Origin of the sequence: Pararhizobium sp. A13 (assembly GCF_040126305.1) — a bacterium.
In the GTDB taxonomy this organism is placed as follows: Bacteria; Pseudomonadota; Alphaproteobacteria; order Rhizobiales; family Rhizobiaceae; genus Pararhizobium.
The window spans coordinates 3,207,437-3,233,534 of record NZ_CP149510.1 but is presented as its reverse complement, the minus strand read 5'-3'; the positions used below and the strand labels follow the sequence as shown (position 1 = coordinate 3,233,534).

Below are 26,098 nucleotides of genomic sequence, written 5' to 3'. Positions count from 1 at the left end.
TCCACCTTGGCGCCCGCATCTCCGTACGCTCTGGGTTTTTACCGAACTGGCGAAATCGGAGTGGTTCACTTCGCGCTGTCGAGGAAGACGTCTAGGATGGAAACTACGGCGATCGTCGCCGCCTAGCTGTCAGGCGAGCGACGAGCCCACAAAGACCCAGGACCATGAGGGGAGGAATTGCATGAGCATACTCGCCATGGAACATAACCGTACCCGTAGCGACCAGCATGACGGCACTCCCGAGCAGTGAGCCGTAGAGGCGGAGTGGTTGGAAGATGAGCATGGCCGCTGCCATGAATTCGCAGATGGCGGTCAGATAATGAAAGTTTTCCGGATAGCCCCACCGGGCGTAGTCCGCGGCAATTTCAACGCTGACGAAGGTATTGCCATAGGCCCCGACCAGGAAGAACGCTGCAAGCAGCCAGGCGACGACGTTTCCTCGATTAAATCCAGGCATGAAGGAGGCTTTCTTTGTGTAACCTGCCGGGTTTGGTTGACGAGAGGCGGCAGGGCGATCTCAATACGAGGGGGCTTGAAGAGCGAGAGTGCTGCTCGCCAAACGCCAGCCGCCCGGTGTCCGGCGCAGCCGATCCGTATAGGTCACGCTCGCCACCGCGCCGTTCGACAACAGACCAAGGCCCTTCGATAAGGCGGCGATCCCGTCGTTCGGGCCTTCCTTAACGTACACATTCGTCGTGTGATGCGCGCTTGCGTGACCTTCCTGGCTCGCCATATGGCAGATCGCTTCAATGCCCGTGACCGGAGCAAACCCGAAAATGCTCGAGTCAAAATGTGCATCCTCGGTAAAGACTTCACCGAACCGGTCCCACGCATGGTCGTCCACGAGGTGTGCCCAGAGTGAGAGGATTTGGTTGATCTCAACGATGTCATCCGTCGTTGGTTTCATTTCTTATGTTCCTTGAGAGGGAGATGCGGGTTCAGCATCGGGGCGAAAAGCTGAATGCCGGATTGCCAAGCGCAGGGGTGATGGCACTCACCAGTTGATGGGGCCTTGTGTGTTGAAAAACTGACCTGTGGGGCCGGCGTCATCCAGTAAGGCAAACTTGACCGATGCCTTGACGCCGTCTTCGATCGTGATGTAGCCGCCACCTCTATTCAAATCGGTCATGACATAGCCGGGGCAGATGGAGTTGACCTTGATGGGCGTGTCACGCAATTCGAAAGCAAGCTGCACCGTCAGCATGTTGACCGCAGCTTTGGAGGCGGCATAGCCGAGCCACTTGACATCAGGCGACGGATTGCCCGGATCGCCATTCCACCACAGGGAGCCCACGCTGCTCGATACGTTCACAATTCGGCCGCTGCTTGCGTTGCGGATCAGCGGCAGCATTTTCTGAGTCACGATCACCGTGCCGATGAAATTGACCTCAAGGGTTTCGCGCATGGTATTGGTCGCCGCCACACTCGGAAAATCATCGGTGTCGAGCAGCAATATTCCAGCATTGTTGATCAGGATGTCGAGCCGGCCGAACCGCTCGTCGATCGTTGAGGCCGCAGTGTCGACCGTTTCGGGCCGATTGAGATCGATTTCGATTGCCTCGACCTCTAGCCCCTCACCGCGTAGGGCTTCAGCCTTCTCCTGCCCTGTTGCCAGATCGCGTGCGCCGAGAAGGACGAACACGCCCTCCCGGCCGAGCTGGCGAGCCGTTTCAAAGCCGAGGCCGCGGGTCGCGCCGGTGATGAGCGCGATCTTTTGATGTGAGGACATTCGTTATCTCCCGGCAAGCGCGCTCGCATGGCGACGCTGTTTGCAATGACGTTGCTCAGCAACTCATTGTGAGATCGCACGAGATATTATGTCTGTCAACGACAAATGTCACTAAATGACATTTTATTGAAAATGAACGAGACCAGCGGCCTGATCAAAGAGAGCGGCGAGCGACATTTCGGCCCCTCCCTCCACCCAACTGCTGATCGATGCCCGAATGAGCGCGAAAACAGTTCCCGCGATCGTGTAGGCGACGACATCAGGGAGTGGAGACGGTCTGTCCGGGGAGGCGAGGATATGGGCGACTTCGTCGATCAGCTCTGCGATCATCTGTTCCTTTCGCGCGGAAATGCTCCTGTTAGAGCGGATCGCTGTCTCGATGGTGAGGAAGAAACGCGATTTCTCGTCGAAGGCCGCGAGCATCGCCCGCGCCGAGGCAAGAAGTGCGTCAACGGGTGGCTCCAACTCGAGCCGCTCCATCAGTTCCGCACGAATGATCGTCATGCCATCCTGCACCCAGATGACGATCACGTCCTCCTTTGTCGCGAAATAACGCAGCAGCGTGCGAGGTGAAACACTGACGGCGGCAGCGATGTCCGCGACTGTCGTCTCGTCGAACCCGCGCTTGTGGATCAAGTCCAGCGCGGCCTCAAGCAGGAGCGTTCGCGTGCGATCCTTCTTTTCTTCCCGAAGGCCCAAAATTTTCTCCACGCTGAAATGCGGTGGGCTTTCTTTTGGCACATAATGCCATTTGTCGTCCAGAGACAGAAACATGTAGAGATAGGACTGAATCAAACCACCCCACGCTTTTTGCGGGTGACTACTCTGCATTGTCAGAGAACTAGCGTCCGCAATGCGGCCATTTGCGGTCATGTCGGCTATCGTTATAGACAAGCCGAGGCTGCAAAGTGCGGCAAAAGAGAGGGGAACGAGGTTGAAAACCCTATGATGAGCGAAATCGCGCAGTTGCGGATTTCATCTGGGCGGTCAGGCAGATCAACTATTGCCTCGCCGCCATCGGAGCCAGCCCTGCCAGAGAGGAGCAACGCGACATCGAAGCCTGGACGGAAGCGCTGACCCTGGTTGTCAATCCCGCCCCCAGGCACTAGGGCCGGGAAAAACTGGATTTAGGCCAAGAATAGCACGAGAGTGCCATTGCAATCGGGGTCACTAATCCTTCGCGTTGACGAATTCGACGTCCGTGTTACGAACCACGTCATGAAAAATGCAGGTCTTCTAGTGGTGTTTTGGCGTGTGGGCGAGGTGGCGTAGCCACCCGGCGATAGCACCCATGCGCGGTATCAGGCTCCCAACGGGGCCTTTTTTTATGCCTCATTTTTGGCAGCACAGTCTTACGGAGGAAGTGGTTCCCATGGATTTTACGAAAACAGCAGAGGGTAGAGATGAGTTTCTGACGGGTGCAGAGATCATCATGGAAGCTCTTAAGGAAAACGGCGTCAGACACATCTTCGGATACCCCGGTGGATCGGTTCTTCCGATCTATGATGAAATCTTTCAGCAGGACGATATCAAGCACATCCTCGTCCGACATGAGCAGGGCGCTGGCCATGCGGCGGAGGGGTATGCCCGATCCACTGGCGAAGTAGGCGTGGTCCTCGTCACCTCGGGTCCTGGAGTAACCAACGTGGTCACTCCGCTGCAGGACGCCTTGATGGATTCAATTCCCATGGTCTGCCTATCGGGCCAGGTGCCGACGACGTTGATTGGGTCAGACGTGTTCCAGGAGTGCGATACGGTTGGCATCACCCGTCCATGCACGAAGTACAACTTTCTCGTAAAGAGTTCTGACGATCTGGCCTCCACCATTCATGAGGCCTTTCGAATTGCCAAGACAGGCCGACCAGGACCGGTCGTGGTCGACATACCGAAAGACGTTCAGCTTGGTCGTGGTCGATACACAACTCGATCTGAGGCAGCCGAGCGGGCGAGCTATCGTCCGAAGCTTGAGGGGGACCTGACCCAGATCCAGGCCGCCGTGGCGTTGATGGCGACCGCGCGTCGACCGGTCATCTATTCTGGAGGTGGCGTCATCAACTCTGGACCGGAAGCTTCCCGCCTTCTGCGGGAGCTCGTCGAGCTGACGAATTTTCCGATCACGTCAACGCTGATGGGTCTGGGCGCTTATCCAGCGTCTGGCGAAAGCTGGCTCAAAATGTTGGGAATGCACGGATCCTACGAGGCCAACATGGCGATGCACGACTGCGACCTGATGATCTGTGTCGGTGCCAGATTTGATGATCGCATCACGGGCCGGGTAAGTGGGTTCTCGCCGAACTCAAAGAAGATCCACATCGACATCGACCCGTCGTCCATCAATAAGAACGTCCACGCCGACGTTCCAATCCAGGGCGATATCGCAAGCGTGCTCGGCGACATCATGCGGATATGGCATACCCTGTCTTCAAAGCCCGACCACCACCGGCTCGATGATTGGTGGACGAGGATCCGGGCCTGGCGCGAGCGCAACTCGTTTTCATATTCGGCGGATGGCGACGTCATCATGCCACAGCAGGCACTGGAGCGGCTTCAGGCCCTCACCAAAGGACGCGACGTTTTCGTGACGACGGAAGTCGGGCAGCATCAGATGTGGGCGGCTCAGTTCCTGGAGTTCGACAAACCGAACCGGTGGATGACGTCCGGCGGCCTCGGAACGATGGGCTACGGCCTACCCGCCGCCATCGGCGTGCAGGTAGCCCATCCCAATGCACTGGTGATCGACGTAGCCGGAGACGCATCCATCCAGATGTGCATCCAGGAGATGTCGACGGCCATCCAGTATGGTCTGCCAGTGAAGGTTCTGATTCTCAACAACCAGCATCTGGGGATGGTGCGCCAGTGGCAGCAGATTCTCCATGGCAATCGCCTGGCCCACTCCTACTCAGAAGCGATGCCGGACTTCGTCAAGCTCGCGGAAGCATACGGCGCGACCGGTATCCGGTGCGACAAGCCTGAGCAACTCGATGCGTGCCTCACGAAGATGATCGAAACGACGGGTCCCGTCATCTTCGACTGCCATGTCGCGAGTCTCGCCAATTGCCTGCCGATGATTCCCTCAGGAAAGGCCCACAACGAGATGCTGCTTCCGGACGAAGCGACCGACGAAGTGCTTGCGAATGCGATCGACATCAAGGGAAGCCAACTCGTCTGAAGACGAAGGGAGAAAAGCATGAGCACTCACTTCAAGCCGACCGGCTCCACCTACTTCATCGTCAGGGAAACGGCGCCGGCCGCCTGCCACACGCTCTCAGTTCTGGTCGACAACGAACCTGGAGTTCTTGCCCGCGTCATAGGTCTGTTCATCGGTCGGGCCTACAACATCGAGAGCCTCACGGTCTGCGAGACCGAACACGAGGCACACCTGTCTCGGATAACGATCGTCACCCGCGGCACGCACCAGGTTCTGGAGCAGATCAAGTCTCAGCTCGAGCGGATCATCCCGGTCCACCGGGTGGTCGACCTCACCATGCGGGCGGTCGAACTCGGTCACGAACGGCCGATCGAGTGCGAGACGGTTCTGGCGAAGGTTATCAACCGCGGCGAGCTGCGGGCCGAGACCATGCGTCTGGCGGACGCCTTCGGGGCAAAGGTGGTCGATGCGACCGTCGAGCACTTCATTTTTGAGGCGACCGGCAGGCCTACGAAAATCGAACAGTTCATCTCGACCATCGGACCGCTCGGTCTGGTCGAAGTCTGCCATACCGGAATCGTGGCGATGAACCGCGGCCCGCAGGGGATGTGACGAGAACCGTCGGCTTGATCACTGGGAGACCTCTCGGCGGACGGCGAAGCGAACACTGGCGCATAGGAGACAACGAATGAGCACCCATGCCAAGCAGAAGCGACTCACCACCGCATCTATCCGAGCGATGAAGGGCAGGGACCGTGTGGTCTGCCTCACGGCCTACACCACCCCTATCGCCAGGCTGCTGGACCCGCATTGCGATCTCCTTCTTGTCGGCGATTCCCTGGGAATGGTTCTTTACGGGATGGACACCACCGTCGGCGTGACCCTCGACATGATGGCGGCGCACGGCCTTGCGGTAGTGCGGGGCGCGGAGCGGGCCTGCGTGATCGTGGACCTACCGTTCGGCAGCTACCAGGTCTCGAAGGAACGCGCTTTTCTGAGCGCGCTCCGGCTCATGCAAGAAACTGGTTGCGATGGAGTGAAGCTCGAGGGCGGAGAGGAGATGGCCGAAACGGTCGAGTTCCTGGTCGCGCGGGGTATACCAGTGTTCGGTCACGTCGGCCTGATGCCGCAACTCGTCAATACCGCAGGTGGGTTTCGTTCAATGGGCCATTCCGACGCCGAGGCCGAAAAAATCCGCCGCGACGCCGCCGCGATCGAGCAGGCGGGCGCTTTCGCGCTCGTGATCGAAGGCACTGTCGAGCCCCTCGCGAGGGAAATCACTGCGTCGCTCTCCGTTCCGACGATAGGGATCGGCGCATCCGTCGCCTGCGACGGACAAGTGCTCGTCGTGGACGATGTGCTCGGACTGTTCGACGGATTCAAACCCAAGTTCGTAAAGCGTTTCGCAGAGCTCGGACCGGTGGTGTCGAGTGCCGTGCAAAGTTACGCGCTGGAGGTGCGCGACGGACGTTTTCCGGCGCATGAGCATACCTTCCAGCCACGGAAGCGTTGAGCATTTCCTGTCGTACAGGACAAACTTGGCGATCGCCTTGGTTTCCAACACGGCCAAGGTGTTGGCCGATTTCGAGATGCCGCACTGCCGCATCCTTGCGCCGGTGGAAACGGACGCCACCGAATCGATCGGAATCTCCGGGTGATTGAAACGCGAGACTTGCGCTACGAGACTTGCCCGATCGACTTGAGTGCGCGCGCGGCCCGCAGGCGGGCGAAATCGTCGCCGGCGTGGTGCGAGGAGCGCGTCAGCGGGCTGGACGCGACCATAAGGAAGCCCTTTGTGTAGGCGACCGTCTCGTAGGACTTGAATTCCTCCGGCGTCACGAACTTCTCGACCTTGTGGTGCTTGCGGGTCGGCTGCAGGTACTGGCCGATGGTCATGAAATCGACGTCGGCAGTGCGCAGATCGTCCATCAGTTGCAGCACTTCGTTGCGCTCTTCACCGAGGCCGACCATGATTCCGGACTTGGTGAATATCCGTCGGGTCGAGTTCCTTCACCCGCTGAAGCAGGCGAATGGAGTGGAAATAGCGGGCGCCCGGACGAACAGTGAGATAGTTGCCCGGTACCGTTTCCATGTTGTGGTTGAACACATCGGGCTTGGCGGCGACCACGCGTTCCAGTGCGCCAGGCTTCTTCAGGAAGTCGGGCGTCAGGATTTCGATTGTGGTCTGCGGCGAAGCGGCGCGGATCGCCCAGATCACCTTCTCGAAATGCTCGGCGCCACCATCCGGCAGATCGTCGCGGTCGACGGAGGTAATGACGACATGGGAAAGGCCCATCTGCTTGACGGCCTTGGCGACATTCTCGGGTTCCGCCATGTCGAGCGCATTCGGCTTGCCGGTCGAGACATTGCAGAACGCGCAGGCGCGAGTACAGATCTCGCCCATGATCATGAAGGTGGCGTGCTTCTTGTCCCAGCACTCGCCGATATTGGGGCAGCCCGCCTCTTCACAAACGGTGACCAGCTTGTGCGAGCGCACCAGCTCGCGCGTTTCCTGGTAGCCCTTCGAGGTCGGCGCCTTGACGCGGATCCACTCCGGCTTGCGCAGCATTTCGGTATCGGGCTTATGAGCCTTTTCCGGATGGCGGACGCGCTCGGTCGAGCTGCGGGCTTCGAATATCGTAACCATCGGCTTTCGGCTTTCTAGGCGGCCAGACATTCCGGCCGCCCGATAGGGACTAGCTGGCCTTCGCTTGGTGGACCGCGGTCTTCAGCAGCCGCCCCAGCCTGCTGATACCTTCGAAGATGCGTTCGTCGGTCTGGGTGGAATAGCTGACGCGAGCGTGGTTTGGCTTCGGTTCCACAGCAAAGAATGGTGCGCCGGGCACATAGGCGACCTTCGCTTCGGGCAGAGCTCTCTCCCTCATGAAGCGGCCTGCATCGAAACCATACTCGAAGGTCAGCCAGGTGAACATCCCGCCGCTCGGCTCTGTGAAGGAGACCTCCTGTGGGAAGGTCTGCCGGATCGTGTCGAGCATGAGGTTCTTCTTGCGGAGGTAGGTCTGACGGATGTTGGCGATGTGAGGCTCGATGTCGAAGCTGTCGAGAAAGAGCGAGACGGCGGCCATGTTCAACGTGCTGCACTGCGTGTCGGCGCCCAGCTTCAGGAGCGTGAGCCGCTGCGCGATATCGTCCGAGGCGACGGCCCATCCGAGGCGCAGGCCCGGCGCGAGAATCTTGGAGAAGCTGCCGAGGTAGATCACGCGATCTTCGGTGTCGAAGCTTTTGATCGGCGGGAGCGACTCGCCTTCGAACCGAACTTCGCGATACGGCGTATCTTCAAGAATGACTACGTCGTAACGGTTTGCCAGTTCGATAAGCTCCTTTCGACGCGAAAGGCTCATCGTCACGCCCGTCGGGTTCTGGAAGTCGGGCACGGTGTAGATGAACTTCGCTTCAAGATTGGCTGCAAGCGTCCGCTCCAGGGCGTTTATGTCCATGCCGTCCTTATCCATCGGCACGGTGGCGTAGCGGGGCTCGTACGGGTTGAAGGCTGCGAGAGCGCCCAGGAACGTCGGATCTTCCGTGATGATCAGGTCGCCCTTGTTCACCATCATCTTCGCGACGAGGTCGAGCCCCTGCTGGCCGCCTTGAAGGATCAGCACGTTTTCCTGGTTACACTTGATGCCTTCCTTGGCCATCCGCTCAGCAATCTGCGCGCGCAGCTTCGGAATGCCGTTGGAGACTGTGTACTGCAGAGCGTCGCGCCCCTGGTCGAGGATCGCTGTCTGAAAGACGGAATTGAGCTGTTCGAGCGGAAACAGAGACGCGTCCGGGTAGCCGCCACCAAAGGAGATGATTGCGGGATCCGCGCCGAGCTGGAGAAGTTCCCGGATGGCCGATGGTTTGACGTTGATCATCCGTTCTGCGAAGCGAATAGTCATTGCTTTCAATCCTTTGTTATCGATGAGGGTGCATGCGACGATGCACGTGGGCGTTTCTTGTTACCGGGCCGACGTCTTCAAAAGTCGTTAGACCGGCTCGTTGGGATGGTCGGTGCGTCAGGCATTCTCCGCCCACCCATTGTGATTTGATTGCTGTCCATTCCAGTGCGATTGGAGCCACGCGCATGCGTGAAGGGCCCAACTCGTCGCCACGTCGATCTGCCCAATCCAACGGAGGTATCCATGGTTCAGCCCCTCCGCATAGTGGGAGAAGGTCGGCACGGCCGCCTGCCTGAGACGATCGGCAAACTGGCGGCCCTCGTCGCGCAGGACGTCGTACTCGGCGATCTGCAGATAGGCAGGTGGTAGTCCGGCCAGATCGGTACGGTTGGGCGAGACCAGGGGCTGCGAAGAGGCGCTGAGATCGTCGAGATACATGTCCCAACCCCACCGCATCGCGTGGGCGGTGAGACCAAAACCTTGTCTGAATTGATCGTAGCTTCGATGGCCGGCGTCGTAGTGATCGGTTACCGGATAGAACAGCAGCAGCGCCGAAGTCGCGCTCAGACCTTGGGCTTTTCTCCGCAGCGCGGTGACGATCGCGATGTTGCCGCCTGCGCTGTCGCCGGCGAGAACGATCTGGGTATCGTCGATGCCGAGGGCTGCGGCGTTGCCGAACACCCATTCGGAAGCGTCGAAGGCGTCGTCGGGACCGGCAGGGAACTTCCATTCCGGCGCCAGCCGATAGTCGACCGAGACGACGACGCAGCGTCCGTTTCGACACAGGAAACGGCAAATCTCATCGTGCGTGTCCAGGTCAAGCAGGCAGAAGCCGCTTCCATGGAAGAATACAATCGCGGGAAGCCTTTGCTCGGATCCGGGGCGATAAATTCGGATCCCAACCCTTCTGTCCCGCAGCTCAATCTGCCGGTCCTCAACCGACCCGACAGCGGACTTCGTCGGAAAGACATAACCTTGCTTCGCTCGCCGCCTCGCGTCGGCAATCGGAAGCGATTCATATCCCGGAAGGTCGCTTGTCGCTCTGATCGCTGCCGCAATGGTCGGATGGAGAGGCATCGAAACAAACTTTCGAGTGTTGAGAAAGGCGCGCGCCGAGCTGCGTGCTCGGCGCGCGTCAGGCTGTTAGCGCATGGCCTCAACGACCTGGAAGTCATCGCCGGCCACCCTGAACAGCGAGTAGGTGCCCGGCACGTCTCCGTTCTCGTCGAAGTCCAGGCCGCCCGACGCGCCCTGGTAGTCGATGTCCTTGCCGGCGGCGATAAGCTCTTTGGCCTTCTTCCATTCGCCAACTAGGATCGGCTCACCCTTTCCGCTCGAGATCGCGTGCATCGCTGCCGGGATCTTGGCCTTGTCGCCGCCCGCCTTCTCAATCGCCAGCGCCAGCATGAAAACGGCGTCGTAGCCGGTGTTCGCGAACACCGCATTCGGGTCGCCACCCGCAGCCTTGAAACCGTCGTTGAAAAGATTTAGCGACGCGGATTCGAGGCCGACCGGGGAAGAAACAAAGAAGTTTTCCAGGTTCTCGGAGCCGATGCCCTTAATCAGGGCGCTGGACTTCATGCCTTCGCCGCCGACGAAGTACTTGAAGAAGTCGTTCTCGATGGCCTCGCGGACGACGGTCAGACCGGAAGTGTCGCCGTAGTCCAGCACGAGCACGGTATCTGCTTCGCCCTTCGCCAATTCGGCAAGGTCCGAACGGTAGGACGGCTTCCCTTCCTCGTGGGCGGCATAGCCGGCGATCGTACCGCCCTTGGCCTCGTATTCCTTCTTGAACGCCTCGGCGAGACCCTTGCCGTAGTCGTTGTTGATGAAGGACACGGCAATCGTCTTTGTGCCCCGTTTAAGCATGGCGCGGGCGAGTACCTGGCCTTGATATTCGTCGGACGGTACCGACCGGAACACCGTGTCGTTGTCCTTGAGGGTCGTGATGACCGGCGACGTGCCGGCTGGGGTGATCAACGTCACTCCTGCAGGAATCGTCACAGAGTTGGCGGCGGAGATGACCGCTCCCGAGCACCACGGACCAACGACGCCGATGGCGCCGGAGACATTTACAACCTTGCCCGCTGCATCGGCGCCGAGCTGCGGATTGCAGCCGTCGTCGGTGACAACGCCGATCAGCTTTTCACCCTGGAGAATTCCGCCCTGGTCGTTGATCTGCTTGACCGCGAATTCATAGGACTTGATGATTTCAGGCGCGAGCGCGGCGGTGCCGCCCGTGATGCCGCCGAGAAGACCGATCGTCTTGTCAGCGAAGGCCGGCGAGGCCATGACGGTCCCGCTGAGCAGTAAGGTGGCAACTGCGAGATATTTTTTCATGCCATTCTCCATTAGTTAGTTCCCATTGGGTGGTTGTGTTGGTTTCACGCGTGCTCTTCTTTTGCTTCACGCAACTCCTTTTTCTTGAGACGGACTTTTGAGAGAGGCTCCGGCAGGATGCCCTCGGGCCGAAAATGAAGAACGAGCTGAAGGAGAAGACCGATCAGGAAGATGCGGGCGTACTTCGCCTGCAGCGCGACGGCCGTCGGTAGCAAGTCCGTGATGAACTCGGAGGCCGACCAGATCACCCAGACGACGACCACTCCCAGGATGGCGCCGCGGTTGTTTCCGGAGCCGCCGAGGATCACCATGATCCAGATTAGGAACGACGAGACCATCGGGTCGATCGCATCGGGAGTGACACCCCGGTTCAGATGCGCGTAGAGGGCGCCACCGAGGCCCATCAGCGCCGCACCCAGGATGAACGCCTCCTGCCTGCGGAACGGCACGTCCTTGCCCATCGCGGCGGCAGCGAGCTCGTTGTCGCGGATGGAGCGCATCATGCGACCCCACGGCGACTTCGCGAGACGTTCAATCAGCAGATAGGCAACGAACAGGATCAGGGCCGACAGCGCCAGATACGCTAGTTGTGCCTGTGCATAGGGGAGGTCGCCGAACGGGCGTGGAACGTTTGTCACCCCTTGCGTGGAACCGGTCAGCCAGTACTCGGAACGAGCGACAAGTCGAATGACCTCGGCTACGCCGATCGTCACGATCGCAAGGTAGTCTCCACGGAACCTGAGGCAGATCTTGCCAATCGGCCAGGCGATCACTGCCGAGAGCAGCATCGCGCCTATTACGCCGACCGGCACGGGCAGATCGAACCCGCCAAGCCTGTCCGGTATGTCCGGTGACGTCAGGATGGAGGTGGTGTAGGCGCCGACTGCGAAGAACCCGGCGATGCCGGCGTTAAACAGTCCTGCATAGCCCCACTGCACGTTGAGACCGATGGCCAGGCAGCCATAGATGCAGATGAAGATCGCGAGGTAGACCGGATAGTTGAGAGTGCTCAGAAGGTCCATAGTTCGCCCCTTAGAGAATCTTGCCGCGGAAAATGCCCGTTGGGCGGATGAGAAGGACCAGCAGAAGCACGGCAAACGAGCTGACCGCCTTGTATTCCGTGGGAATGAACGTCACCGAGGCTTCCTCGATGATGCCGATGATCAGGCCGCCGACGATGGCGCCTTCCAGTCTTCCCACGCCGCCGAGGATCGCGGCCGCAAAGGTCGGAAGAATGATGTTCCAACCCATCATCGACTTGAGCTCGGTGTTCATTCCCAGGAAGAAGCCGGACGCAGCGCAGAGTCCGCCGACGATGAGCCAGGTCAGGGCCACGACCTTGCCATTGTCGATGCCCGACAGGAGGGCGAGGTTACGGTTGTCCGACATGGCGCGCATCGCCTTGCCCCACTTGGTTCGCGTGAGGAAAAGGATGAGACCGGCTACGATCGCCATCGTGGATCCGACCGTGATCAGCTCGGTAGTCTTGATCCGCAGACCAAACCAATTGTTCGGGCGCGAAATGCCCGCGGCATAGGCGGCCGTGTTGACGCCCCACACGATCTGCACCACGGAACGGAGCATGAGTCCGATCCCGAGGGAGGAGATCGTGGTCAGGATCTTCGGTCGGTTTCTAAGATGTTCATAGAAGAGCTTGTCGATACCGATCGCCAGAACGCCCGTTAGCAGTAGCGCCACGGGGAGGGCGAGATAGGGCGACACGCCGAACGTCGCCACCACGGCCAGAGCAATGTAGGCGCCGAGAGCAGCCATATCTCCATGCGCGAGATGTGCGTGGCGCATGATGGAAAAGACGAGCGTGATGCCAATTGCACCAAGCGCGTAGATGGACCCGATGACTATACCGGGAACAAGATGGAAGTTTACGAAGCTGAGAAAATCCATTGTCGCGCTGCCTATCCGCCGAGAAACATTTCAGCTACGGCCCGATCGGCCAGTAGCGCTTGGCCCGTCCCGTGGTGCCGGTTCGCACCGGCCGCGAGGACGTATCCACGGTCAGCGAAGGCGAGCGCCTGCTTCGCGTGCTGCTCGACCAAAAGGATCGCGACGCCTGTGTCGCGAATGTTCCGGCTGATTTCGAAGATCTGTTCCATGTATTTCGGCGACAGGCCGGCCGTCGGCTCGTCCAGCAGCAGGACCTTGGTGTCGAGCATCATCGCCCGTCCCATGGCCACCATCTGGCGCTGCCCGCCGGAAAGGCTTCCGGCGAGCGTCCTGCGCTTCGCCCTGAGGTCCGGAAACAGCGAATACACGCGGTCGCATGCCGCGGTGTAATCGCCCCCGCGGAGAAACGCGCCCATTTCGAGGTTCTCGTGGACCGTCATCTCGCCGAAGATGTTGTCGACCTGCGGCACGTAGCTGACGCCGGCCTGCACGATGCGGTTGGGCGCCCAGCCCGTGATGTCCGTCCCGTCGACGACGATGTTTCCGCCGCGTACGTTCAGAAGGCCGAAGACAGCTTTCATCGAGGTTGACTTGCCGGCACCGTTAGGACCGACGATCGCGACGATTTCGCCCGGCGACACTTCCATGGAGACGTTGGTGAGGATATCGGCGTCGCCGTATCCCCCGCGGACGTTGGTCATCGTGAGCAGCGAGGTCAATGGAGCACCTCCTGCTTTTCGCCGAGGTAGGCTTCGAGGACACGAGAGTCGGACCGTACGGTTGCGAAGTCGCCTTGGATAAGGACCTTACCTTCGGCCATGCAGATGATCGGACCGCAAAGCTTTTCGATCATTTCCATGTCGTGCTCGATGAGAATGAAGGTGTATCCCCGTTCCTGATTGAGGAACTGGATCTTCTCCTCAAGCTTGCGGAGCAGGGTGCGATTGACACCCGCTGCCGGCTCATCCAGCAACACGAGCTTGGCGTCGGTCATGATTGTGCGACCGAGCTCCAGCAGCTTCTTCTGACCTCCCGAAAGGCGGCCGGCGCGCTCATGGCTGACATGGGTCAATTCGAGGAACCTGAGGGCTTCGGTGGCGCGCTCATATGTCTGCTCCTCGACGTCGGCCACCATGCTCGCCGACAGCCAGTTGCGGAACAGGCTCTCCCCGAGTTGCCCGGGGGGTACCATCATGAGGTTTTCCAAGACGGTCAGGTGCTGGAACTCGTGAGGAATCTGAAACGTCCTCACCAGACCCTTGTGAAATCGCTTGTCCGTCGAGAGTTCGGTGATGTCCTCGCCCTCGTAGACGATGCGCCCCGCGGTATTGCGGAACGCGCCTGCGATCATATTGAACATCGTCGACTTGCCGGCGCCGTTAGGTCCTATAAGACCCGTGATCGATCCTCGCTCGACCGAGAAGGAACACTTGTCGACTGCTCGGAATGGACCGAAGTCCATCGTCACCTGATCGCATTGCAGCATCTAATCGCCCTTGTGCTGGTGCGGACCGGCCGCTTGGGAGGCCCTGCCGGTCCGCGAAACTTGGGTGTTTCCACGGAGGTTCAGCGCGCCGTCAACGGCGCGAACAGGAGCGAAGGAGGTTTCCGAAACACAACGTCATGCCTCCCGATCTTGAGCCAGCGGGATTGCATGGGAGACGCCATTGGCGTCCAGTAATCCGGCGGCCCCTCGACCGCTCTTTGTTCCAGGCAATCTAGTGGAATTGCGGAGTGGGGGCTTACTTCAGGAGGCCGTAAATATCATCTGAGGGACGCGTCGGGGGAAGGCGAAGATGGCAGGCAGGAGCGAGGAAAACGGACAGCGCTTTTGGCGGCCGCAGCGGCGTCGTGGAGGGGTGGAATCGCAAAGGACGCCGACTCCATCCGCGCAAGGGATTCAAATGGGGAAAAGATGGGCGACTATGACATAGGGAGGGATTGGATGGCCTCAATGGACAACATCGGGGAAAAGACCCTCGGACCGGTCAGCACGTTGTGGAGCCAACCGAGAGCTGTTCAAGCAGGACGACAAGGACGGCTCGCTCACCCGGGCACATGCGTCTGCAGTGAGCGCGCTCGCCAACTTCCTGTCGAGGGTCGCGGGCAAGCCGATCCCCGAAGAATACGAGGAGGCGCAGGGGCAGATCACGCTGATCGCGCATTTCGCCCAGGGATTCCACCTGTGCGAGATGGCCGTGTTCGAAGGGCTGTCTCCTCAGGCCGCCACTCTCCTACGGCAGCAGCACGAAATCGTCGCCGCGGTCCAGGAGTATTCGGCCGGGCGCCGGAAGGACGCGAAGACCCCGCATGCGACAATCGGAGTGCTGCGGGACATGGCGCGCGCCTACGGAGATCTAAGCGGTGCCGCGCACGTGTCGCAGGCACAACTGCTCAAGGATTTCGTCGTCATGGAAGTGGAAGAACGGCGGGGGCCTTCGCTGCTTCCGGTCTATCACGCTGATTTGACGCGCAACCTGTATGCCCTGCATGTTTGCTACATCACGGTGATGGCCCAACTTGCAAGCGGCATCCATTTCGAGCTCACCGGGGACGAGCTTCATGACGACGAAAAGACACTGATTGGTATCGCCCTTCTCGTCGACGCGGGCTTGATAAAGTTCGAGGAAGCCCCCGCAGAGAAAACCGCTGGCTGAGACCTTAAGATGTCGACACGCGATCGAGGCGGTGGCGTCTCGGGGAGCTTTCGAAAGGCCTCCCTCACTGGCGGAAGTGCTGCCGCCATCTGTGGGGTGTCATGCCAGTCGCGTGTTTCAGGGCCGTCGTCAGGTGACTCTGACTGGAGAAACCACAGACATCAGCGACCTCGCAGAGCGAGGCATTGGTGCTGGCCAGCAACTCCTTCGCCCGGTCGAGCCGCCTCTGCATCAGCCAGCGATGCGGCGTCTCACCGATTTCTTCGTGGAAGCTGCGCGCAAAGTGACGCCGACTGAGCCCGGCCGCCTCCGCAAGCTCGTCGAGGTTGAGATCACGTCCAAGGTTGGCGTCGACGAAGGACTTCACACGCTTGAGCCGCCACTGCGGAAGTGCGACGGACGTGTTGATGTCGAGGTTCGTGCCGGCCCGGATGAGCAGTTGAGAAAGTATCGAAACGACGATTCCGTCCGTAAGGAACGTGTCGGCGGCTTCCTTCCCTGCCGTGCTGTCCCAGAGGCGGGTCATCATCGACTCAATGAAGGGGTCTGCCCAGGTGTTCATTGTCAGTTTGGCAAAGGCATTTCCTATGCTCGGAGGGCATGCCGGACCGAGGATCGTGCGAATGGTGTCGTTGGGCATCACAAGCGCCAGCAGCTTGCGACTGCCATCGACTTCCCACTTGCTCTCGACGTCGGAAGGAACGACGAGCATTTCGCCAACTTCGGCCCTCTGACGATGGCGCGTATCGCCTATCGTCCAGCTCCAGTTGCACTGCTTTTCAACCGCGAGCGGCAGCGCAATGATGGTTTCGGGAAACATGGGGTCGCAGAAATTGTGCGGACCCTGTTCGACCTGGATCATACGAAATCCAAGTCTGCCTATGGAATGTCGATGCTCCTGAGGAAAGCTCGCATAGCCGGACCCTCTGTAGAACTCCGAATAGTCTTTCCACATGTCCGGCATGGAATGAATTCCTGGAACGTCTCGAAAGCCTGAATCCTGGGGCATCTGTCCCCTTTTTGTTGGCGAATGGTACTGCGGAATCCGACGATTATGCAACTTCAATCTAATTTACGCCGCGCACTGGAAACGGCCCGCCCTTGAGGAGGGCAGGCCGTCCGGTTTCAGCGTACGCGGGTGCCGGCTTCGTCGCTCCATTTGAGCGGCTTGTCGAACTTCTGAAGCGGAGCGTCGGCAACCTCTCCGACGGAGACGCCAAACTTCCAATCCGAAGGGCAAATCCCGACGTAGCGTGCGTAGCCGCCGACGCCGCCCTGGAACTTAGGGAACCCGATTGCGACCAGGCATCCGGTCTCCTTGACCTGGTCGAGGTTGTTCACGCCCTCCGCCTGGGCGTAGCCGTTGTGCATCAGCCAGTACTCACCTTCGAGGGTCGGCGTGGTGTCGGTGTCGAGCGGCTCGTGACCGTGGAAGAGGATTTTGCGCTCGAGATGGAGAAACTTGAGCGCGTCGAGGCTTACTCCGGGGAACGGGCGCTTCTTCGCGAGATCCGGATCGGACCAGCCCTTGGACCATCCCGACCGCACGAACACGACCGAGCCTTCCGGGATCTTGCCATGCGCCTTCTCGAATTCTTCTATGTCGGAAACCTGTAGATGGTACCCGGCGTCCTTGGCGACCTTGTCTTCGATCGAGATCACGACCAGCGGGCGCAGCGTGTAGGTTGCCGGGAGTTCGTCAATGCCCGGATACTCGGGAGCCCAGTGTGCGGGCGGGTCGAGCTGCGTCCCAAGCTGGTCGGTCGGCAAGACGTACGAAGTCGCCTCGAAGCCCTGCTTTTCGAAGGTGAAGGTGTCGCCCTTCTTGGAGTAGCCCTCGACGTCCACCGCGGACTTGGTTTGTGCGAATGTCGGAGTTCCGAACCCAATCCAGACCGGCAGCTTTGGTGTGATCACATGTGAAAGCTCGATGTACTTGGCGCCCTTGAAGGCGTCGTTGTAAACGCTCCACAATCCGTCGTCCGCAGCGGCCACGGGCATCGCCGCTGCGGTGGCGGAGAGTCCGAATGCTGCAAGAACCGACGTCTTCGCAATTTTCCTCATGTTCATTCCCCCTATCGTTTTTCGCATGCTCGCGACCGGATTTCCCGTGGCCGAGCGGGGGGACGATAGCCCAATCCCCCACGACGCCATTATTCGGCAGTGCCAACTATTTCATGTGAGGGCCTTTATCCGAGGTCGAACGCCGTTCTGTCACATCCTGGTAGCATCCATGATTGCGCCTTGCTCGCGCAACGGGAGGGATTCGTCGAAAGGGTTTGAGTGTCCGCCGCCCGGCAGCCGGGGCGATCCGCCAAGGCCGCCGCCGAGCAGCCCGGAGCGTGACGGTGGCAGTTTGGTGGTAGAATTGGCTTTCTGAAGCAAGCACGAAAAAGTTGACGAGTTTAGCATCGGCGCAGGCTAAACTTCTTGCCGTAAGCGATCTCTTCTTCTCGCAAGGTATCGCCCGGCAATCTTATTGAGAGATTTAATATGCCTAAGGTTAAAACCGCCATCATCGGATCGGGCAATATCGGCACCGATCTGATGATAAAGATCATGCGCAACTCAGATCGTCTCGAAATGGCGGCTCTGGTCGGCGTCGATCCGAATTCTGAAGGATTGGCCCGCGCGGCTCGCCTCAACGTCGCGACGACCCACGAAGGGATCGACGGGCTGGTCAGGATGCCGACGTTCCCGGACATCCAGATTGTCTTCGACGCCACGTCCGCGGGCGCGCATCAGCACCACAATGAAATTCTGCAGAAGCACGGCAAGCAGGTCGTCGATCTCACGCCCGCCGCCATCGGTCCGTACATCGTGCCTACCGTCAACCTCGACAGTCACCTTTCTACCCGAAACGTGAACATGGTCACGTGCGGCGGACAGGCGACTATCCCGATCGTCGCTGCGGTAAGCCAGGTCGCGAAGGTCCACTACGCCGAGATCGTCGCCTCCATCGCCTCGAAGTCGGCCGGGCCGGGTACGCGGGCGAACGTCGACGAGTTCACCGAAACCACGTCGCGCGCGCTCGAAACCGTGGGCGGCGCTGCCCGCGGAAAGGCGATCATCATCCTCAATCCGGCCGAGCCGCCTTTGATGATGCGCGATACGGTCCAGTGCCTCTGTGACTTCGCCGACGAGGAAGCCATCCGGGCCTCGATCACCGACATGATCGCGTCCGTCCAAAGCTTTGTTCCAGGCTACCGTCTCAAGCAGGATGTTCAGATCCAGCGTATCGGCGACAACGCGCCGCTGGCGATCCCTGGCCGTGAGGAGCCGTTCACCGGCCTTCGCGTCACGGTCTTCCTCGAGGTGGAGGGTGCTGCCCACTACCTGCCTGCCTACGCGGGCAATCTCGACATCATGACCTCAGCAGCGCTGCGGACCGCCGAACGCCTGGCCGAACTGCGCAACTGGACGGAATAGTAGATATGACAAAGCTTTACATTCTCGACGTCACCCTGCGTGATGGGATGCATGCGATCGGGCACCGCTACGACCTCGGCCAGGTTCGCGAAATCGCCTCCGCGCTGGACGAAGCAGGAGTCGATGGCATCGAGGTCGGCCACGGAGATGGTCTCGACGGGTCGAGCCTGTCATATGGCTTTAGCCGCCACACCGACGTCGATTACATCAAGGAAGCGGCAAAGGTCGTAAAGCGTGCTCGCCTGACGACCGTCCTATTGCCTGGAATCGGCACGATCGAAGATCTGAAGCACGCCCGCGACGCCGGCATCAAATCGATCCGCATCGCGACGCACAGCACTGAGGCCGACGTGTCCGCACAACACATTGCAGCAGCGAAGGAAATGGGCCTCGACGTCTGCGGCTTCTTGATGATGTCGTCGGCGTGTAGTCCCGACGAGCTCGCCGCGCAGGCGTCGAAGATGGAGAGCTACGGCGCTGACGGCGTCTACGTCGCGGACTCGGCCGGCAACCTGACCATGAAGTCCATCGAGGAGCGCTTCAAGGCGCTTGACGAGAAGCTCCGGCCCGAGACCGAGCGCGGCATCCATGCTCACGAAAACCTGTCGCTGTCGGTGGCCAACTCCGTGACCGCGGTTCTCAACGGCGCCCGTCGCGTCGACGCCTCACTCGCGGGCATGGGGGCAGGGGCGGGCAACACGCCTATCGAGGCCTTCATCGGCGTGGCCAACCTGTACGGCTGGGAGCATACCTGCGATCTGTTCAAGCTGCAGGACGCCGCCGACGACCTCGTGCGGCCGATCCAGGATCGACCGGTTCGAGTGGACCGCCAGACCCTGACGCTCGGATACGCAGGCGTCTATTCGAGCTTCCTTCGCCACGCCGAACGGGTGGCGTCTGAGTTCAACATCGATCCGCGCCAGATCCTTGTGGAGATCGGTCGGCGACGCCTGATCGGCGGGCAGGAAGACATGATCGTAGACGTGGCGCTCGATCTTGTCCGCAGGGGCGGAAGCCCAACGTAACGACACCACGCCGCCCGAAACTCCGGACGCGACTTGCTGCAGGGCTCCGTTCTAGCGCGGACGTGAGCCCGCATGTCGATGAGCGCGTTCGGACGGGCTGCGGCACTGCCACGGGAGATGGAAAGATGCACGGCATTTCAAACAATTCGAAGATCCAGGTTGATGACGATCCGATCGAGACGGCCGACTGGCTGTCGGCTCTCGATTCCCTGCTGCGCCAGGGAGGGGACGCAAGAGCGCGCTTCATCCTGAACGAGCTCGAGAGCAAGGCTAAGGAACTCGGCGTAGTTCCCGACACGCTGCCGTACTCGCCCTATCGCAACACGATTTCGCTCGAAGCGCAGCCTCCTTATCCGGGCGACATCGACATGGAGACCCGCATCACCGCGATCATGCGGTGGAACGCGCTGGCGATGGTGGTTCGTGCGAACAAGGCCTATGGCGAACTCGGCGGCCACGTCGCGAGCTATGCCTCTGCGGCCGAAATCTTTGAGCTTGGCTTCAACCACTTCTTCCACGCCTCAAACCCCGACCACGGGGGAGACGTCGTTTTCTTCCAGCCGCATTCCGCACCGGGTGTCTATGCCCGCGCATTTCTCGAGGGGCGGCTGTCGGAGGATCATCTGAAGCACTACCGTCAGGAAATCGGCGGACCGGGGCTCTGCTCATATCCTCATCCGTGGCTGATGCCGGACTTCTGGCAGGTACCGACAGGTTCCATGGGCATCGGACCGATCAGCGCTGTGTATCAGGCGCGCTTCATGCGCTACCTGCGGGACCGTTCCATTCTCGACACCGATGGCCGTCACGTCTGGGGCGTCTTCGGCGACGGCGAGATGGACGAGCCAGAGTCGATCGCCGGGCTGTCCATGGCCGCGCGCGAGAACCTCGACAACCTGACCTTCATCATCAACTGCAACCTGCAGCGCCTCGACGGCCCGGTACGCGGCAACGGTCAGATCATCCAAGAGCTCGAGATGCTTTTCAAGGGCGCCGGCTGGAACGTCATCAAGGTCCTGTGGGGTTCTGAATGGGACCACATCTTCGCACGCGACGAGAATCACGCTCTCCTCAGGCGCTTTGCCGCGACCGTGGACGGCAAGTATCAAACGCTCGGGGCCAAGGACGGCGCCTACAACTTGAAGAACTTCTTCGAGGAGGACCCGGAAGTCCGCGCGCTGGTCTCCCATATGTCCGACCATGACATCGACGCGCTTAAGCGCGGCGGCCACGACTTCCGGAAGCTGTTCGCCGCGTTCAGGGCCGCCAAGGCAACCAAGGGCAGGCCGACAGTCATCCTCACGAAGACAAAGAAGGGCTACGGCATGGGAGGCGCGGGCGAGTCGCGCATGACCTCCCACCAGGCCAAGAAGCTGGACGTCGACGCGCTGCTCGCGTTCCGCGATCGGTTCGCGCTGCCGCTGTCGAACGAGCAGGTCGAGAAGCTGGAGTTCTACCGTCCAGCGGATGACAGCGCGGAACTCAAGTACCTGCAGGAGCGCCGGAAGGAGCTGGGCGGCTATCTGCCCGCCCGTCAGCGCAAGGCCGCGCCCGTCGCGGTCCCAGCGATGGCTTCCTATGCGGACTTCGCGCTGAAGTCCGACGGCAAGGAGATCTCGACGACGATGGCCGTCGTGCGCATGTTCGGCAACCTGCTGAAGGACAAGGAACTTGGCCCTCGCATCGTTCCGATAGTCGCGGATGAGGCGCGCACTTTCGGCATGGCTAACCTGTTCCGGCAGGTCGGCATCTACTCGCCCGTCGGCCAGCTTTACGAGCCGGAAGACGCCGGTTCCATGCTCTATTACAAGGAAAGCAAGGACGGCCAGCTCCTCGAGGAGGGCATCACCGAGGCGGGCGCGATTTCGTCGTGGACCGCCGCGGCCACATCCTACAGCGTGCACGGCACCGCCATGCTGCCCTTCTACATCTACTATTCGATGTTCGGCTTCCAGCGCGTCGGCGATCTGATCTGGGCGGCGGCGGACCAGCGGGCCCGCGGCTTCCTGATCGGAGCGACGGCGGGCAGGACTACCCTGGGCGGGGAGGGCCTCCAGCATCAGGACGGCACGAGTCATGTTCAGGCCGCCACCATCCCCAATTGCCGCGCATACGACCCGGCCTTCGCCTACGAGATGGCGGTCATCATTGATCATGGGATGCGCTCGATGCTCGAAGAGCAGAAGGACGAGTTCTACTACATCACCGCGATGAACGAGAACTATGCGCAGCCGTCGATGCCGAAAGGCGTGGAAGCGGACATCATCAAGGGTCTCTACCGCTTCTCAAGCCATGTTCCCGCGAAAAAGGGCGGCTCGGTCCGGCTGGTGGGGTCCGGTGCGATCCTGCCGGAAGTCGTGCATGCCGCGCAGATGCTGCGGGACGACTGGAACGTGGAAGCAGAAGTCTGGTCGGCCACGAGCTTCTCGGAACTCGCGCGCGATGCGAGGGAAGTCGAGCGCGCCAACCGCCTGCACCCGACAAGGAGCGAGAAGTCGTCCCATGTGGGCAACTGCCTGTCGGGGGCTGCGCCGATCATCGCCGCTTCCGACTACGTCCGGGCCTATCCGCAGCTCATCGCCTCATATGTCACCGCTCCGTTCACCGCGTTGGGCACGGACGGCTTTGGCCGCAGCGACACGAGGCAGGCGCTCCGGTCGTTCTTCGAAGTCGACCGCAACCACATCGTCGTCGCCGCGCTTGCTGCCCTCGTCCCGTCCGGACAGGTCACCGCGAAGCAGGTTGAAGAAGCAATCGAACGCTACGGGATCGCTTCCGACGCAGAAGCCCCCTGGACGGTTTGAGGACTGCAGGAACAACGTCATGAGCAACATACAAGAAGTAACGCTGCCGGATATCGGCGACTACAAGGACGTGCCCGTCGTCGAAATTTCGATCAAGCCCGGCGACGTGATCAAAGTCGACGACCCGCTCATCACTGTCGAATCCGACAAGGCGACGATGGAGGTGCCTTCTCCGGCGGCCGGAAAAGTCGTCGACCTCAAGGTCGAAGTCGGTTCCCGCGTGTCCAAAGGCTCGCTGATCCTCACTCTGGAGAGCGGCGCCAAGCAAGCGGAAGCCGCCACGTCCGCGCAGCTCGTCCACGCACCTGTATCCGCCGCGAAGGCGGAACCCGTCGCACCGCCCCCGGTTCGGATCGACCCGCCGGCTCCGGCAGCGGAACCCTCCGAGATTCGGACCAGCGCCAAGGCCCACGCGACGCCGTCGGTGCGCCAGCTCGCCCGCGAACTCGGCGTCGACCTAGTCCGGATCGTGCCGACCGCCCCCAAGGGACGCATCCTCCGCGAGGACGTGGCGGCCTTCGTCAAGTCCTCTTTGGCAGGAGGACCAGCTCCCGCCATCCAGGCAAGCGGCTCGATCGGCGCCGGCCTCCCGGCATGGCCCGCGGTCGACTTCGCCAAGTTCGGTCCGGTGGAGCGCGAGCCGCTCTCGAGGATCCAGAAGATCTCCGGTGGGAACCTCACCAGAAACTGGCTGACGATTCCTCACGTCACGAACTTCGACAAGGCCGACGTCACAGACATCGAAGAGTTCCGGGTTGCCATCAACAAGGAAGCGAAGTCGAACGACGTCAAGCTCACCATGGTCGCCTTCCTCATCAAGGCCTCGGCGCTGGCGCTCAAGGCGTTTCCGAGCTTCAACTCCTCGCTGGATGGTGACGAGGTGGTTCTCAAGAACTACGTCCATGTCGGCTTCGCGGCCGACACTCCCAAGGGGCTCATGGTGCCGGTGATCCGGGACTGCGATCGCAAGGGCCTAATCGCGATCGCCGGCGAGATGCGCGCGCTGGCAGAAAAGGCCCGTGCCGGAACGCTCTCCGGCATCGACATGCAGGGCGGCTGCTTCTCCGTATCCTCGCTCGGAGGCGTAGGGGGCGCCGGCTTTACGCCGATCATCAACGCGCCGGAGGTCGCCATCCTCGGGGCGGGCCGTTCCGCGACCGAGGCGGCATGGGATGGTAAGGCTTTCCAACCGCGTCAGATCCTTCCCATCAGCCTGTCATGGGACCACCGCGTCGTCGACGGCGTCGCCGCTGCGAAGTTTCTGGGCCATATCGCGTCCACTCTCGGCGATCTCCGCCGCGCCATGCTGTGAGGCCCGAGATGACCAGTATTCAGCAAATCCGCATACCGGATATCGGCGACTTCAAGGACATTCCGATCATCGAGATCCTGGTAGCGCCAGGCGACGAAATCGAGGTCGATCAGGCGATACTCACGCTGGAATCCGACAAGGCGACGCTCGAAGTTCCGTCACCCGTCAAGGGCAGAATCGAATCCTTGCTCGTGAAGCTCGGAGACCGCGTGTCCAAGGACAGCCTGGTCGCGACTATCTCGGCCACCGTTGCAGCGGCCTCGGCGGCTGCAGTCCCTGTCGCCCCCGAAGCCTCGACACCGTCGCCGGTGACCGAACCGAAGGCTAGCGAAGTTGCCGCCGACTACGACGTCGTCGTCATTGGCGGCGGGCCAGGTGGCTATTCGGCCGCGTACCGCGCCGCCGATCTCGGCCTCAAGGTCGCGATCGTCGAGCGGAACGAAACCTTGGGAGGCGTCTGCCTCAACGTCGGCTGCATTCCGTCAAAGGCGCTGCTGCATGTTGCTGCTGTCACAGAGGAGGCTATGACGCTCGCCGATCATGGCGTGACGTTCGCGGCTCCGCAGTACGACCTGGACAAGCTTCGCGCGTTCAAGGGCGGTACGGTGAAGAAGCTCACCGACGGTCTCGAACAGATGGCGAAGATGCGCAAGGTCACGATCGCTCGAGGAAATGCGACCTTCGCATCCAAGAACACCTTGTCCATCGAAGACGGCAGCGCAAGATCCGAGCTGAGCTTCCGGTCGTGCATCATCGCCGCCGGCTCTGCGCCCGTGCACCTTCCTTTCCTTCCGAACGACCCTCGAATCGTCGACTCCACGGGCGCCTTGGAGATTCCGTTCGTCCCGAAGCGCATGCTCGTCATCGGCGGGGGCGTCATCGGCCTCGAGATGGCGACGGTGTACAGTGCGCTTGGCGCCAAAATCGACGTCGTCGAACGGCTCGAGGGAATCCTCGCGGGCGTGGACCGGGACGCAGTCGAAGTCTGGAAGAAGCAGAACGCGCACCGCTTCGGCGACATCTTCCTGAGCACCAGTGTGATCAAGGCGGAAGCGTCGGACGAGGGGATCAGCGTCACCTTCGAGGGTGCATCCAACGAGACGCGCATCTACGATCTCGTGCTACAATCAGCCGGACGTCGTCCAAACGGCCGCTCTCTCGGGCTGGAGGCCGCCGGACTGGCCCCAGACGAGCGCGGGTTCATTCCCGTCGACAGAGAGATGCGGACCGCGCAGCCGCACATTTTCGCGATCGGCGACATCGCGGGCGATCCGATGCTCGCTCACAAGGCGGTCCACGAAGGACACGTGGCTGCGGAAGTGGCGGCCGGCCACAAAGCCGCCTTCGACGCCACGGTCATTCCCAGCGTCGCCTATACCAGTCCGGAGATCGCCTGGGTTGGGGTTACCGAAGGCGCGGCGAAAGCCGACGGTCTCGACGTCGGAATCGCCAAGTTTCCCTGGAGCGCGTCCGGTCGCGCGATCGCCAACGGCGCCGCCTATGGCAGTACCAAGCTTGTGTTCGACCAAGACACGCAACGCGTCATTGGCGGTGTGATCGTTGGCCCGAACGCAGGAGATCTGATCGGGGAGGTCTGCCTCGCTATCGAGATGGGCGCGGACGCCGTGGACGTCGGAAAGACCATCCATCCTCATCCGACGCTGGGGGAAAGTATCGGGATGGCTGCCGAGCTGTTCGAAGGAGTCTGCACCGATCTTCCGCCGGTGAAGGCGAAGGCCAGGAAATGACGCCCAATCGCTGACAACGCCAGAACTTCACTGACTAGGCGCGGATGTTTCCGTGCCATTTTTTGAAAGCGTGGGCGGAGGAGCGGCGGACAAAACTTT

The 26,098-nt window shown here is 60.8% G+C and carries 22 protein-coding genes and 2 pseudogenes; 10 read left to right on the top strand and 14 right to left on the bottom strand.

Features of this window, described 5'->3' with window-relative positions:
• Positions 1-103: 103 nt before the first annotated feature.
• The 4 genes from WI754_RS15985 to WI754_RS15970 form a co-directional block, all read right to left on the bottom strand.
• Positions 104-457 (bottom strand): DoxX family protein, encoded by a 354-nt coding sequence (locus WI754_RS15985; protein WP_349434475.1) that lies wholly within the window; start codon positions 455-457, stop codon positions 104-106.
• Positions 458-517: 60 nt separating this feature from the next.
• Entirely contained in the window at positions 518-907 is a 390-nt protein-coding gene (locus tag WI754_RS15980) for a nuclear transport factor 2 family protein (protein WP_349434474.1), read from the bottom strand.
• A gap of 87 nt (positions 908-994) precedes the next feature.
• Entirely contained in the window at positions 995-1,729 is a 735-nt protein-coding gene (locus WI754_RS15975) for an SDR family oxidoreductase (RefSeq protein WP_349434473.1), read from the bottom strand.
• Positions 1,730-1,852: 123 nt separating this feature from the next.
• A complete protein-coding gene (locus WI754_RS15970; protein WP_349434472.1) occupies positions 1,853-2,602 on the bottom strand; it encodes a TetR/AcrR family transcriptional regulator in 750 nt (249 codons plus the stop codon).
• Positions 2,603-2,688: 86 nt separating this feature from the next.
• Here WI754_RS15970 and WI754_RS15965 point away from each other — a divergent pair.
• The 4 genes and pseudogenes from WI754_RS15965 to panB form a co-directional block, all read left to right on the top strand.
• Positions 2,689-2,832, top strand: a pseudogene (locus WI754_RS15965) (DUF599 domain-containing protein); the annotation flags it as partial.
• 269 nt (positions 2,833-3,101) lie between these two features.
• On the top strand, positions 3,102-4,898 hold the full coding sequence (locus tag WI754_RS15960) for an acetolactate synthase 3 large subunit (RefSeq protein ID WP_349434471.1): 1,797 nt from the start codon (positions 3,102-3,104) through the stop codon (positions 4,896-4,898).
• Between the two features lie 18 nt (positions 4,899-4,916).
• Positions 4,917-5,489 (top strand): acetolactate synthase small subunit, encoded by a 573-nt coding sequence (gene ilvN, locus WI754_RS15955; protein WP_349434470.1) that lies wholly within the window; start codon positions 4,917-4,919, stop codon positions 5,487-5,489.
• Between the two features lie 76 nt (positions 5,490-5,565).
• Entirely contained in the window at positions 5,566-6,390 is an 825-nt protein-coding gene (gene panB / locus WI754_RS15950; protein ID WP_349434469.1) for a 3-methyl-2-oxobutanoate hydroxymethyltransferase, read from the top strand.
• Positions 6,391-6,554: 164 nt separating this feature from the next.
• Here the strand turns inward: panB and lipA are convergent.
• The 8 genes and pseudogenes from lipA to WI754_RS15910 all read right to left on the bottom strand — a co-directional run bounded on the left by lipA (position 6,555) and on the right by WI754_RS15910 (position 14,510).
• Positions 6,555-7,524 (bottom strand): annotated as a pseudogene (gene lipA, locus WI754_RS15945) (lipoyl synthase).
• 49 nt (positions 7,525-7,573) lie between these two features.
• Complete coding sequence (locus WI754_RS15940) at positions 7,574-8,779, bottom strand: PLP-dependent aminotransferase family protein (protein WP_349434468.1); 1,206 nt, start codon at positions 8,777-8,779, stop codon at positions 7,574-7,576.
• Between the two features lie 117 nt (positions 8,780-8,896).
• Positions 8,897-9,856, bottom strand: coding sequence for an alpha/beta hydrolase (locus tag WI754_RS15935; protein WP_349434467.1), 960 nt, complete (start codon positions 9,854-9,856; stop codon positions 8,897-8,899).
• A 66-nt stretch (positions 9,857-9,922) separates the two neighbouring features.
• Positions 9,923-11,119, bottom strand: a complete 1,197-nt coding sequence (locus WI754_RS15930; protein ID WP_349434466.1) for an ABC transporter substrate-binding protein — start codon at positions 11,117-11,119, stop codon at positions 9,923-9,925.
• A gap of 44 nt (positions 11,120-11,163) precedes the next feature.
• Positions 11,164-12,141, bottom strand: coding sequence for a branched-chain amino acid ABC transporter permease (locus WI754_RS15925; RefSeq protein WP_349434465.1), 978 nt, complete (start codon positions 12,139-12,141; stop codon positions 11,164-11,166).
• A 10-nt stretch (positions 12,142-12,151) separates the two neighbouring features.
• Positions 12,152-13,024: a branched-chain amino acid ABC transporter permease gene (locus WI754_RS15920; RefSeq protein WP_349434464.1), complete on the bottom strand. Its 873-nt coding sequence runs from the start codon at positions 13,022-13,024 to the stop codon at positions 12,152-12,154.
• 11 nt (positions 13,025-13,035) lie between these two features.
• Complete coding sequence (locus tag WI754_RS15915) at positions 13,036-13,743, bottom strand: ABC transporter ATP-binding protein (RefSeq protein WP_349434463.1); 708 nt, start codon at positions 13,741-13,743, stop codon at positions 13,036-13,038.
• A complete protein-coding gene (locus WI754_RS15910) occupies positions 13,740-14,510 on the bottom strand; it encodes an ABC transporter ATP-binding protein (RefSeq protein ID WP_349434462.1) in 771 nt (256 codons plus the stop codon). Before WI754_RS15910 ends, WI754_RS15915 begins: the two co-directional genes overlap by 4 nt.
• A 583-nt stretch (positions 14,511-15,093) precedes the next feature.
• Between WI754_RS15910 and WI754_RS15905 the strand changes: the two genes are divergently transcribed.
• The gene (locus WI754_RS15905) at positions 15,094-15,681 is read left to right on the top strand and encodes a hypothetical protein (RefSeq protein WP_349434461.1); all 588 of its coding nucleotides are present in this window, start codon (positions 15,094-15,096) and stop codon (positions 15,679-15,681) included.
• Positions 15,682-15,745: 64 nt separating this feature from the next.
• Here WI754_RS15905 and WI754_RS15900 read toward each other — a convergent pair whose 3' ends face one another.
• Complete coding sequence (locus WI754_RS15900) at positions 15,746-16,543, bottom strand: AraC family transcriptional regulator (protein WP_349434460.1); 798 nt, start codon at positions 16,541-16,543, stop codon at positions 15,746-15,748.
• Between the two features lie 263 nt (positions 16,544-16,806).
• Positions 16,807-17,745, bottom strand: a complete 939-nt coding sequence (locus WI754_RS15895) for a cyclase family protein (RefSeq protein ID WP_349434459.1) — start codon at positions 17,743-17,745, stop codon at positions 16,807-16,809.
• 429 nt (positions 17,746-18,174) lie between these two features.
• On the opposite strand from WI754_RS15895, the gene WI754_RS15890 reads away from it, so the two are divergent.
• The 5 genes from WI754_RS15890 (at position 18,175) to lpdA (ending at position 25,999) form a co-directional block, all read left to right on the top strand.
• Complete coding sequence (locus tag WI754_RS15890) at positions 18,175-19,110, top strand: acetaldehyde dehydrogenase (acetylating) (protein WP_349434458.1); 936 nt, start codon at positions 18,175-18,177, stop codon at positions 19,108-19,110.
• A 5-nt stretch (positions 19,111-19,115) separates the two neighbouring features.
• Positions 19,116-20,135 carry a 4-hydroxy-2-oxovalerate aldolase gene (dmpG, locus tag WI754_RS15885; protein ID WP_349434457.1) on the top strand — a complete coding sequence of 340 codons (1,020 nt, stop codon included), beginning with the start codon at positions 19,116-19,118 and terminating at the stop codon, positions 20,133-20,135.
• Between the two features lie 125 nt (positions 20,136-20,260).
• Positions 20,261-22,939, top strand: a complete 2,679-nt coding sequence (gene mdeB, locus WI754_RS15880) for an alpha-ketoglutarate dehydrogenase (protein WP_349434456.1) — start codon at positions 20,261-20,263, stop codon at positions 22,937-22,939.
• The gene (gene aceF / locus WI754_RS15875) at positions 22,836-24,251 is read left to right on the top strand and encodes a dihydrolipoyllysine-residue acetyltransferase (RefSeq protein ID WP_349434455.1); all 1,416 of its coding nucleotides are present in this window, start codon (positions 22,836-22,838) and stop codon (positions 24,249-24,251) included. The genes mdeB and aceF overlap by 104 nt, the downstream gene beginning before the upstream one ends.
• A gap of 8 nt (positions 24,252-24,259) precedes the next feature.
• Complete coding sequence (gene lpdA, locus WI754_RS15870; protein ID WP_349434454.1) at positions 24,260-25,999, top strand: dihydrolipoyl dehydrogenase; 1,740 nt, start codon at positions 24,260-24,262, stop codon at positions 25,997-25,999.
• Positions 26,000-26,098 lie beyond the last annotated feature (99 nt).